Below are 10,748 nucleotides of genomic sequence, written 5' to 3'. Positions count from 1 at the left end.
GCCCTCACTCCCGCTCCCGCCCGCCGGGAACACCACGTCCGAGCACGAGTAGTACGTGTCCGGCGTACTGCTGTTCTGCCAGATCGTGTACAGCACATGCCGCCCGGTCCGGTCGGACGGCAGCGTCGCCCTGATCCGGTACGCCCCGTCGGTCAACGCGGGATCCTTCACCTCCGCGAACGGCTTCTCCGGAAGGTCGGACCAGGACAGCGGCTTCGCCGGGTCGTAGCCGGGCTTGGTGAGATAGAGCTTGAACGTGCCGGTGTGCGGGATCGTCGAGACGTACCGCATGTTCAGAGTGGCACCCGGCGTGAGCCGGGTCGACGGCCAGTCGGCGCGTGCGAGATCGAGCCCCTTGTAGGCGGGCAGTCCGCCGCTGCACAGCTTCCCGTCGGGCACGACCTGCCGGTCCCGCCCGTTCACATTCGCGATCCGCAGGTTGTCCCAGGCGGCGAAGGAGGCCCCGTTCGAGGCGACCGCCGCCCGGCACGCGGCCGAGCGGGCCGCGTCGCCACCGTCGGGTGAGCAGCCGTACACCCGACTGACCGGATCGGTCGGGGCGCCGTGCGCCTGCGCGGGCCCGGCGGCCACGACGCACAGCAGGACAGAGCCCAGGCCGACAACCCCATGCCGCACTCTCATCGGAACCTCTCCTCGGCCGGCGCTAAAACGGTCTGCTCCGGTGCAGTACGTCCCCGCGCCGCGACGCGTTCACTGTGCGGCATACAAAACAAACCGCGCCATACCTGCTCAACCGGCGGAGCCCAAGGGTGGGTTTCCGGCCGGATCGAGGGTTTCCCCTGTATCCCGATGACCTGCTCTTTGCCTATCGTTCGACCACAGCCGACCCACAGGTAACCCCGAACAGGTCGTAGCTCGCGCCAGGCCGGCCGCCGCGCCCCGCATTTCGCACTGCCTCGCACTGCCCCACCTGAGTTCGTCGCACTGCCCCACCCGCCTTCTCGGCGTACCCCCCGCCGCTTCGACGACGAAGCGAATCGACCGCCGCTCCGCGCTGCCCGGAGTTCGGCCGGCCACGAAAGGGCACACCCTTGCGTACCTCTGCGTCCACCAGACGGAAGCTGATATCCGCCGCCGCGGTCTCCGCCGCGCTCTTCACGGCCGCCACCACCTCGGTCGCCGTGGCCCAGGACTCGTCCTCCTCCCAGGAAGCCGCCGCCCCCGTCCCGGCGGCTCAGACCGAGGCCGCCCCCGGCACCCCGGCCGAGCGCCTCATCGTCGGCTACAAGTCCGGCGCCGCCGAGGCCAAGTCGAACAAGGCCGCCGAGGCCGACGCCGCCGCCAAGGGCAAGGAGGCCGGCGAGGACGTCGACTTCCAGCGCCGCCTCGGCTCCGGCGCCGCCCTCGTCGACCTCGGCGAGAGCCTCACCACGCGCGACGTCGCCGACGTCGTCGCCGAGTACCAGGCCGACCCGCAGGTCGCCTACGTCGTACCGGACCGGCTGAACAAGCCGCTGGCCACGCCCAACGACACCGAGTACGGCAAGCAGTGGGACCTCTCCGAGGCCGCCGCCGGCATGAACGTGCCGGGCGCCTGGGACGTCACCACCGGCAGCGGGGTCACCGTCGCCGTCATCGACACCGGCTATGTCGCCCACTCCGACCTCGGCGCCAACATCGTCGGCGGCTACGACTTCATCTCCGACACCGCGGTCTCCAACGACGGCAACGGCCGTGACAGCAACCCGGCCGACACCGGCGACTGGACCACGGACGGCCAGTGCGGCACCGGCTGGGAGGCCACCACCTCCTCCTGGCACGGCACCCACGTCGCGGGCACCATCGCCGCCGTCACCAACAACAGCAAGGGCGTAGCGGGCATCGCGTACGGCGCGAAGGTCTCCCCGCTGCGGGTCCTCGGCCAGTGCGGCGGCTACGACTCCGACATCATCGACGCCATCACCTGGGCGTCCGGCGGCTCGGTCTCCGGCGTCCCGGCCAACACCAACGTCGCCAAGGTCATCAACATGAGCCTCGGCGGGGGCGGTGCCTGCTCCTCCGCCACCCAGAGCGCCATCAACGCCGCCGTGAACCGCGGCACCACGGTGGTCGTCGCGGCGGGCAACGAGAACCAGAACGCCTCCAACTCGTCGCCCGCCAACTGCAACAACGTCATCACCGTCGCCGCCACCGACCGCAGCGGCAACCGGTCCTACTACTCCAACTACGGCACGATCGTGGACATCGCGGCCCCGGGCGGCGAGACCAACAGCACCACCGCCAACGGCATCCTGTCCACGCTGAACACCGGCACTCAGGGTCCGTCGGGCGAGACGTACAAGTACTACCAGGGCACCAGCATGGCCGCCCCGCACATCGCGGGCCTCGCCGCGCTGATGAAGTCGGCGAGCGCGTCCCTGACCCCGGCGCAGATCGAGTCGGCCATCAAGTCCAACGCCCGTACCCTGCCCGGCACCTGCTCGGGCGGCTGCGGCGCGGGTCTGGCGGACGCGGCCAAGACGGTGCAGGCGGTGAGCGGCAGCTCCGGCGGCTCCACGGGGGGCACCACCTTCACCAGCACCACGGCTGTCGCCATCCCGGACAACAGCTCCGCGATCGAGTCCTCCATCGCGGTCAGCGGCCGCAGCGGCAACGCGCCGTCGGCCCTCCAGGTCGGCGTGGACATCACCCACACCTACCGCGGTGACCTGGTCATCGACCTCGTCGCCCCGGACGGTTCGACGTACCGCCTGAAGTCCGCCAGTTCCTCGGACTCCGCGGACAACGTCAACACCACCTACACGGTGAACGCCTCCAGCGAGACCGCCAACGGCACCTGGAAGCTGCGCGTCCAGGACACGGCGGCCCAGGACACGGGCCGGCTCAACAGCTGGAAGCTGACGTTCTGACAGCAGGAAGTTGACGATCTGGTCGACGACTGAACGCGTGCCCCGGACGGGCGCGTACACAGACGGGCGGGCCGGCCGGTGCGGATGGGGCATCGGCCGGCCCGTCGTGCGTGGTGAACGCCGACCGGCCGGGGTGGAAACCGTCGCTCCGGTCGGCTTTCTGCCCGCTCAGCGGCTCGACGCGTCCACCGCGACCCGTTCGGCGCCGGCCTCGTCGAGGGCGGCCAGCACCCGGACACCGCGGTCGGGCTCCCGGTCGATCCCGGGCAGCAGACCCGGCACCGCGATGCTCGGCAGGACATGCCCCCACAGAACCGAGATCCGCTCCGCCAGATCGGCCCGGTCGGTCAGCGCCCTGGACATCAGCTGGATCCCCGCGAACGCCCCGACCAGCAGCTCCACCGTCTGCCTCGGCACCACCGTGGGCAGCAACTCGCCCTGGTCACGGGCACGTTCGAGCAGTCCGACCAGATGGTCCGCCCACTGCCGGAACGGCCCGGAATGGTCGGACCCCGCCGGTGCGCTCTGATCCACCGCCAGCCGCACGCTGCCCTTGAGCAGCGAGTTCCCGAGCAGCCGCTGCCCGAACACGAAGGTCATGTCGACGAGTTCCTGGAGCTTGCACGGCTGCGGCGGCACCGCTCCGAAGGGCACCTGCTCGTCCAGCACGGCCTGGGCGAGGGATTCCTTCGAGGAGAAGTGGAAATACAGGGCACCCTTCGTCACTTCGGCCCGCTCCAGGACCATCGAGATGGTCGTCGCGGTGTAGCCGTGCTCGTCGAAGACCGCGCCGGCGGCCTCGAGAATCACCCTCCGCGTTCTGATGGCGCGCTCCTGCCTCGCCATAACAGCCCCTCCGCTGCGCCGAGTTGGCCCGTGCGCCGGGCGTGCGCCGGAGCGGTTCGGGCACAGCCGGGCGACCCAGGGCCGCATTGAAAACAAACCGGTCGGCTCGTACTCTAACGCTCGCGGCACGGGCACCTCGCCGTCTGTCAGCGCACACACGGGGGACCCAAGGAGGGGACATGCCTTATCCGCGGCCACTCGCCACGACCCTGCTCGCCGAGACCCCGGTACCGGACGGTCTGACCGCCACCGTACCGCGCCAGCTCGTCCACCGCGCTTCGGTCGCGGAAACGTTTCTCACGGCTGCGACCAGCACCGACACCGACCGCTTCACCGTCTTCGCCGAATGGCCCCGCGCCCATCAGTTACACGTGTCGCCGGACCGGTCGGCCTATGAACCGCTGCTCGTCGCGGAAACCGTCCGCCAGGCCGGCACCCTCATCGCGCACACCGCCTACGAGGTCCCCCTGGGCCACCAGTTCGTGCTCCAGGAACTGCGCGTCACCACGCATCCCGAGCACCTGGTCATGGGCGCCACCCCCGCCGAACCCGTCCTGCACATCGCCGTCCGCGACGTCGTCCGGCGCGGCGGCCGCCCGGCGGGATTCCGCTACGACGTGGAGATTCGGCTCGGCGAGCAGCGCGTCGGGAGCGCTCACGTGGCCGCCACCTGGACCAGTGCCGCCGTCTACCGCCGACTGCGCGGCGGCCGCACCGCGGCCACCGTCTCCGCGCTGCCGGTCCCGCCCGGTCTGCCGCCGGCCGCCGTGGGCCGTGCCCTGCCCGCGGACGTCGTCCTCGCCCCGGCCGGGCACTCCGACGGCTGGCAGCTGCGAGTCGATACCGGACATGCTGTTTTCTTCGACCATCCGCTCGACCACGTACCCGGCATGCTCCTGCTGGAGGCGGCCCGCCAGGCCGTCCGCGCCGGAACCCGGGACACCCATCGCACAGCGGCTTCCTTCCATGCCGTGTTCCACCAGTACGCCGAACTTGACCTGCCCCTTTGGATAGAGGCCGAGACCCGGCCGGGCGCCCACGGCACCGATGTGCAAGTCGTCGGACGCCAGGGGGAGTCGACGGTCTTCGAGTGTGGGGTGGTTACCGAAGAGCGCTGAGATATCGTGTGGGGAGCAAGAAACAAACGGCACGACCCGTTCTTTTCCGTCACAGGAGAGTCCAGCTGATGGCGAGGCAGTTACGCGCCGAACAGACCCGCACCACGATCCTCACAGCCGCCGCCGAACTGTTCGACCGTCACGGCTACGAGTCGACCAGCCTCAGCGACATCGTCGAGCAGGCCCAGGTCACCAAGGGCGCCCTGTACTTCCACTTCGCGGCCAAGGAGGACCTCGCCCAGGCCATCATGGAGCTGCAGTCGCGGGCGTCCCGGCAGGTGGCGACCGAGATGGACGGCAGGGGCTACACCTCGCTGGAGTCCCTGATACGCACGACGTTCGGCATCGTGCGCCTCTCCGTCGAGGGCCCGATCCCCCGCGCCGGCCTGCGCCTGGCCACCGGGGGAGTGGTGATACGGCCGCCCCTGCGGCACCCCTACACCGAGCTGCTGGACATCACCACCCGCAAACTCCTCGGCGCCGCCAAGGAGTCCGACATCCACCCCGACGTCGACGCCGAGGCCGCGGCGCACTCCCTCGTCTGCTTCTTCGTCGGCACCCGCGTCGTCGGCCGCTCCCTCGAACCCGTCGCACGCCAGCCCCGCCGACTGGCCGAGATGTGGCACATCATGATCCGCGGCCTGGTCCCGGTACCCCGCCGGGCCCGCTATCTCACGCTCGCGACACAGCTGGAGCGGGAGATCAGAGCCGTATGAGCCGTATGACGCGCGGGGTACCGTGAGGCGCATGCCCGAGAGGTCCGACACCCCGCCCCCGCCCGTGCTCCTCGGGAACGAACCCGGCTCGTTCCCGCACAGCGTCCTCGCCGAACGGCATCCCGCGATCATCCAGCAGGTCCGGGACTCCTTCCCGTACGGCCCCGAGCAGCACCGTGCGCTGGACGCGCTCCTCGCGAACTGCACCAAGGGCGTGATCGAACCGCTCCCCAACGACGCGCACGACCGCGCCCACTGGACGGCCTGGGGGACCGACACCTACGCCGGCCGGTCCTGGTTCGACGTACCGTGGCTGTGGTCCGAGAGCTACTTCTACCGCCAACTCCTCGAAGCCGTCGGCTACTTCACCCCCGGCCCCTGGCAGGGCATCGACCCCTTCCGCCCCTCCAAGACCGCCGAACTCGACGCCCCGGAGACGGACGAGGAACTCTCCGCCCTCGACGCCCTCGCCGACCGGCCCGCCGACGAGCAGGACCGGGCGCTGCTGCACGGCTCCCTGTGGGGCAACCGGGCCGACCTCGGCTTCCGGCTCTCGGCCGCCCACGGCGAGGCCTCCTCCGACACCCCGCCCCTGGTGGCCGACGACAGCGAGACCCTCTGGTCGCTGCTCCCGCCCTCCGGCTCGGCCACCCTGTGCCTGATCGCCGACAACGCGGGCCGCGAACTCGTCCCCGACCTGCTCCTCATCGCCCACCTCCTCACCCAGGACCGCATCGCCCGGGCCGTCCTCCACGTCAAGCCGTACCCGTACTACGTCTCCGACGCCACGCACACCGACGTACTGGACGCCCTGCGCCGGCTGACGGCGGCCCCGGGCGCCGCCGCGACCCACGGCCGCACCCTCTGGTCGGCACTGACGGACGGCCGCCTCACCGTCCGCGCCCACCCCTTCTCCTGCGCCCCGCTGCCGTACGCGCAGATGCCCGGCGACCTGCGCGACGAACTCGCCGCCGCCACCCTCACCCTCCTCAAGGGCGACCTCAACTACCGCCGTCTGGTCGGCGACCGGCCCTGGCCGCCGACCACGCCGTTCGCCGACGTCACCGCCTACTTCCCCGGCCCGGTCGCCGCCCTGCGCACCCTGAAGTCCGACGTGATCACCGGCCTCGACACCAGGACGGAGGCGGCGCTGGTCGCCGCGGAGGGACAGCGGTGGCGGACGAGCGGGACGCATGCGCTGATCCAGGTGCGGACGTGACGGTTGGTCGTACAGGGGTGGTGAATCGTGTGCCGCCCGACTCAAGTGATGCGCACCGGCAGTGACTTGAGCCCGTTGATGAAGTTCGACACCAGCCGCCTGGGCGGCCCGGCCGTCCGCAGCTCCGGCAGGACCCGTACGGCCTCCCTGTAGAGCACGCGCAGCTGGAGCCGTGCGAAGTGCGCGCCCAGGCAGACGTGCGGGCCGTCGCCGAAGGAGACATGCGGGTTCGGGGTGCGGGACAGATCCAGCCGGCCAGGGTCGTTGAAGACCCGTTCGTCCCGGTTGGCCGAGGCGTGGAAGACGACCACCTTGTCCTCGGCGCGGATGTGCCGACCGGCCAGCTCCGTGTCCTGCGCGGCGGTACGCCGAAAGGTGAGGACGGGAGGATGCCAGCGCAGCAACTCATCGACGGCATAGGGGAGTTGGACCTGTCCGGCGCGCAGTCGGTCGTACGACTCCGGATGCTCGGCCAGTGCCAGCAGCCCGCCCGGCGCCGCGCTGCGGACGGTGTCGTTGCCGGCGACCGTGAGCAGGAAGAAGAACATCTCCAGCTCGGGTCCGGCGAGTTCGGCGTCGTGGGCGAGGGTCGTCATCACGTCGTCGTCGGGGAACCGCCGCTTGTGCGCGGCCAGTTGGCGGGCGTAGGCGAACATGTCCCGCAGCATCGCGGGTGAGCGCGGATTGACCGGTCTGCCGTGCGTGTCCAGCACCGGGGGACCCGCCTCGTCGGGGTCCTGGTAGCCGATCACCCGCTGCGTCCAGTGCAGCAGCAGCTTACGGTCGGCCTCCGGTACGCCGAGCAGGTCGGCGAGGTTGAGCAGGGCGTAGTCGTCGGTCACGGCGGTGACGAGATCGACGGTGCCGTCCGTCGCGCGGGCCGTCTCCATGGCCTGCGCGAGGAGTGTGCGGGCCCGCTGCTCGGCGACCCGCGCGAAGCGGTCGATGCGGCCGGGAGTGAAGGCCCGGCTCACGAGCCGCCGCAACCTGCCGTGTCCCGGCGGATCCTGATTGAGCATCATGCGGCGGATGAACGGCAGGTCGTCGGGGTCGGGATCCCGGATCTGGGTCGCGCCGATGTACGAGGAGTAGGTCGCCGAGTCCTTCAGTACGCGCACCACGTCCGCGTGCCGGGTCACCGCCCAGAACCCGGGCCCGGCCGGCCAGCCCAGCACCTCGTGCTCCTCCTGCCGGACCACGGGGTGGTGGTCGCGCAGGACGCGATAGGCGTCGTGGGGCACGCCGGTCGCGTACTGGCGAGGGTCGAAGACATCGGGGACGGGCGGCGCGTCGTGGACGGTCACGCCTGCTCGCCTTCGTCGGCGCGCAGGAAGTCCTCGATCACACGGATCAGCTCCAGCGGCGTCTCGTCCATGGCGTAGTGGCCCGCGGAAGGGAGTTCGCGCAGCTCGGCACGCGGGTACCAGGTCATCCACGTCCCGCGCAGGAGGTCGGCGGACAGGGCCGGGTCGAGGGCGCCGGCCACGGCGAGCGCGGGGACCGGGGAGCCCTCGACGCGGGTGTGGAAGTCGTCCCCGGCCCACGAGTCCAGCCACGCGCGGAACGCCTTCTGGTCGCTGACGGCGAGCGAACGCGCCACCATCCGGTCGAGCCAGGCGTCCGGTCGACGACCGCCGGTGGTGATGTCGATGATGGCGCGCCGGTTCCCCGGCTCGTGCGCCGCGGCCGCGAACAGCTCCCACTGCTCGGGCGGCAACGCCAGCCCCGACGCGGGCACCGGCGAGACCCCGACCAGCCTGCGCAGCCGGTGCGGGGCGACGGCGAGGAGGCGCTGCCCGACCGCGCCGCCCATCGAGTGCCCCACCACCGAGAACCGCTCCCAGCCGAGCCGGTCGGCCAGTTCCACCAGGTCGAGGGCCGCCTCCTGGGTCGTGTAGGCGCCGACCGCGTCCTTCGCGGTGCCGTAGCCGCGCAGATCGACGAGCGCGTAGGTGAACTCCGTACGGTCGAGGTCGGGGAGGACGCCCGCGTAGGCGGACCGGTCGGCGAACCAGCCGTGCACGGCGAACACCTTGTGGGCGCCGTCGCCGTGCAGCTCATGGGGGAGCGAGAAGGAGGTCATGCGACCAAGGTGGCGCATATCGGTGGAGACCGACAGATTGACGCGTCCGGGTTGGTGTGCTGTCCGTGCGCATGTGGTGATCATGACAATTTCTTGCTAGTCATGTCGTCATGCCGTTACGTCCATTGCGCTCGGGAACGAGGGCGGCCGCCGCCGCTGCGACGGCCCTCCTGCTGGTGTCGGTCTCGGCCTGCGGCGACGGCGAGGGCTCCTCGTCCGGGGCCGACGGTCGGAAGACCGTCACAGTGGCCGCGCTGCCCCTGATCGACTGTGCCGCCCTCTACATCGCGCGGGACCGTGGCCTGTTCGAGAAGGAGGGGCTCGACGTCCGCATCCAGCAGATCCAGCAGAGCCTCCAGGCGCTGCCGGCCCTGGCCAAGGGCCAGATCGACATGGTCGCGAGCGCGAACTACGTCACCTATCTCCAGGCCCATGAGCAGGGCACCCTCGACATCCGGATCGTCGCCGAGGCGATCAGGGCCGCGCCCCGCATGATGGAGGTCCTGGTGCCCGAGGACTCGGACATCAAGAGCGTCGCCGACCTCGCGGGCAGGAACCTCGCGGTCAACGTCCTGAACAACGTCCAGTCGCTGACCTTCAACGAGATCCTCGAGAAACAGGGCGTCGACCGCCCCGTCTACCGGGCGATTCCCTTCCCGCAGATGGGCGCCGCCCTGGACAAGGGGCAGGTCGACGCCGTGCACGCGGTGGAGCCCTACGACAGCTCCATCCAGGACGAGTTGAAGGCCAGGGTGCTCGTCGACGGGGCGTCCGCGCCGGTGGAGTCCATTCCGCTCAGCGGCTACATCAGCACGAGCGACTACGCCGACGCCGACGAGAACGGTGAGACGCTCGCCGCGTTCCAGCGGGCCATCAAGGCGGCCGTACGGATCGCCGAGGAGGACCCGTCCGTCGTACGCGACACGCTGCCGACGTACACCAAGGTCACCGAGCAGCAGGCCGAGTCGATCGATCTGCCGGTCTTCCCGCCCACCATGGACGCCGCGCAGCTCACCCGGCTCACCGATCTGATGGAGAAGCAGGGGATGCTGAAGCAGCCGATCGATCCGGCGACGCTGATGGTCAAGTGACGTGCTGACGTGAAAGGCGGCCGCACTCGGGAGCAGCTTCTGCTCGGCGTCACGGGTGTGCTGCTGGCCTTCGGCGCCTGCGAGGCCGTCTCCCGCGCGGGCCTCGTCCGCCGCAGCTACCTCCCGCCCGCCTCCGAAGTCCTGGCCCGCGCGGCCGGGCTGGCGGGCGACTCCGCCTTCCTCGACGGCATCGCGGCCACACTGCGTGCCTGGGCGCTCGGGCTCGCGCTCGCCTGCGCCATCGCCGTGCCGCTCGGCCTCGTCCTCGGCAGTGTGCCGGTCGTCGACGCCGCCGTGCGCGCGATCGTCGAGTTCCTGCGGCCGCTGCCGTCCGTCGCGCTGATCCCCCTGGTCTCCCTCCTGCTCGGCTCGGGCACCGAGACCAAGGTCGCCCTGGTGACGTACGCGTCCGTCTGGCCGATCCTCTTCAACACCATCTACGGCCTCGGCGAGACCGACCCCCTGGCCAAGGACACCCTGCGCGCCTTCGGCTTCGGCCGCCTCGCCGTCCTCCTCCGGGTCGAACTCCCCGCCACCGCCCCCTTCATCGCCGCCGGCATCCGCATCTCGGCATCCGTCGCCCTCATCCTTGCCGTCGCCACGGAGATCCTCTCCGGCTTCGGCGAAGGCCTCGGCATCTTCATCGCCCAGGCGGGGCTGGCCACGGACGGGACACGGGATGTGCTGGCCGGGGTCGTGTGGGCGGGGATGCTCGGTCTGGTCATCAACGGAGTGCTGGTCTGGGGCGAGCGAAGGCTGTTTCCGTGGACGCCGGAGCGCAGGGGGGCGGGGTGAAGGGGCCGGT

The 10,748-nt window shown here is 70.9% G+C and carries 10 protein-coding genes; 6 read left to right on the top strand and 4 right to left on the bottom strand.

Going from position 1 to position 10,748, the window contains the following annotated elements; all coding sequences use genetic code 11:
• Positions 1 to 642, bottom strand: a 642-nt coding sequence (locus L0P92_RS37055; RefSeq protein WP_234767461.1) for a lytic polysaccharide monooxygenase auxiliary activity family 9 protein, incomplete at its 3' end; no start/stop codon positions are given.
• Between the two features lie 410 nt (positions 643 to 1,052).
• Between L0P92_RS37055 and L0P92_RS37050 the strand changes: the two genes are divergently transcribed.
• Entirely contained in the window at positions 1,053 to 2,870 is a 1,818-nt protein-coding gene (locus L0P92_RS37050; RefSeq protein ID WP_234767460.1) for a S8 family peptidase, read from the top strand.
• 168 nt (positions 2,871 to 3,038) lie between these two features.
• Here the strand turns inward: L0P92_RS37050 and L0P92_RS37045 are convergent, their stop codons facing one another.
• Positions 3,039 to 3,716: a ScbR family autoregulator-binding transcription factor gene (locus L0P92_RS37045; RefSeq protein WP_234767459.1), complete on the bottom strand. Its 678-nt coding sequence runs from the start codon at positions 3,714 to 3,716 to the stop codon at positions 3,039 to 3,041.
• Positions 3,717 to 3,895: 179 nt separating this feature from the next.
• Here L0P92_RS37045 and L0P92_RS37040 point away from each other — a divergent pair, with 179 nt between their 5' ends.
• The 3 genes from L0P92_RS37040 (at position 3,896) to L0P92_RS37030 (ending at position 6,769) form a co-directional block, all read left to right on the top strand.
• The gene (locus L0P92_RS37040; RefSeq protein ID WP_234767458.1) at positions 3,896 to 4,834 is read left to right on the top strand and encodes a ScbA/BarX family gamma-butyrolactone biosynthesis protein; all 939 of its coding nucleotides are present in this window, start codon (positions 3,896 to 3,898) and stop codon (positions 4,832 to 4,834) included.
• A gap of 68 nt (positions 4,835 to 4,902) precedes the next feature.
• A complete protein-coding gene (locus L0P92_RS37035) occupies positions 4,903 to 5,550 on the top strand; it encodes a ScbR family autoregulator-binding transcription factor (protein ID WP_234767457.1) in 648 nt (215 codons plus the stop codon).
• Between the two features lie 31 nt (positions 5,551 to 5,581).
• The gene (locus L0P92_RS37030) at positions 5,582 to 6,769 is read left to right on the top strand and encodes a damage-control phosphatase ARMT1 family protein (RefSeq protein ID WP_234767456.1); all 1,188 of its coding nucleotides are present in this window, start codon (positions 5,582 to 5,584) and stop codon (positions 6,767 to 6,769) included.
• 41 nt (positions 6,770 to 6,810) lie between these two features.
• Here the strand turns inward: L0P92_RS37030 and L0P92_RS37025 are convergent, their stop codons facing one another.
• Together L0P92_RS37025 and L0P92_RS37020 are read right to left on the bottom strand one after the other, a co-directional pair.
• Positions 6,811 to 8,073 (bottom strand): cytochrome P450, encoded by a 1,263-nt coding sequence (locus L0P92_RS37025; protein WP_234767455.1) that lies wholly within the window; start codon positions 8,071 to 8,073, stop codon positions 6,811 to 6,813.
• Positions 8,070 to 8,852: an alpha/beta fold hydrolase gene (locus L0P92_RS37020; protein ID WP_234767454.1), complete on the bottom strand. Its 783-nt coding sequence runs from the start codon at positions 8,850 to 8,852 to the stop codon at positions 8,070 to 8,072. Before L0P92_RS37020 ends, L0P92_RS37025 begins: the two co-directional genes overlap by 4 nt.
• Positions 8,853 to 8,962: 110 nt before the next feature.
• Between L0P92_RS37020 and L0P92_RS37015 the strand changes: the two genes are divergently transcribed.
• Together L0P92_RS37015 and L0P92_RS37010 are read left to right on the top strand one after the other, a co-directional pair.
• On the top strand, positions 8,963 to 9,943 hold the full coding sequence (locus tag L0P92_RS37015) for an ABC transporter substrate-binding protein (RefSeq protein ID WP_234767453.1): 981 nt from the start codon (positions 8,963 to 8,965) through the stop codon (positions 9,941 to 9,943).
• Positions 9,944 to 9,952: 9 nt separating this feature from the next.
• Positions 9,953 to 10,738 carry an ABC transporter permease gene (locus L0P92_RS37010; protein ID WP_234767452.1) on the top strand — a complete coding sequence of 262 codons (786 nt, stop codon included), beginning with the start codon at positions 9,953 to 9,955 and terminating at the stop codon, positions 10,736 to 10,738.
• The last annotated feature ends 10 nt before the right edge of the window (positions 10,739 to 10,748 follow it).

The sequence above is a fragment of the Streptomyces muensis genome (assembly GCF_021474425.1).
GTDB classification, from domain to species: Bacteria; Actinomycetota; Actinomycetes; order Streptomycetales; family Streptomycetaceae; genus Streptomyces; species Streptomyces muensis.
The sequence above is the reverse complement of the archived record's forward strand: the minus strand, read 5'-3'. Positions and strand labels throughout refer to the sequence as shown.

Bases quoted from the DNA above. Each gene is read 5' to 3' on its own strand.
- L0P92_RS37045 (WP_234767459.1), bottom strand. From the start codon at position 3,716: ATGGCGAGGCAGGAGCGCGCCATCAGAACGCGGAGGGTGATTCTCGAG.
- L0P92_RS37040 (WP_234767458.1), top strand. From the start codon at position 3,896: ATGCCTTATCCGCGGCCACTCGCCACGACCCTGCTCGCCGAGACCCCG.
- L0P92_RS37035 (WP_234767457.1), top strand. From the start codon at position 4,903: ATGGCGAGGCAGTTACGCGCCGAACAGACCCGCACCACGATCCTCACA.
- L0P92_RS37030 (WP_234767456.1), top strand. From the start codon at position 5,582: ATGCCCGAGAGGTCCGACACCCCGCCCCCGCCCGTGCTCCTCGGGAAC.
- L0P92_RS37020 (WP_234767454.1), bottom strand. From the start codon at position 8,852: ATGACCTCCTTCTCGCTCCCCCATGAGCTGCACGGCGACGGCGCCCAC.
- L0P92_RS37015 (WP_234767453.1), top strand. From the start codon at position 8,963: ATGCCGTTACGTCCATTGCGCTCGGGAACGAGGGCGGCCGCCGCCGCT.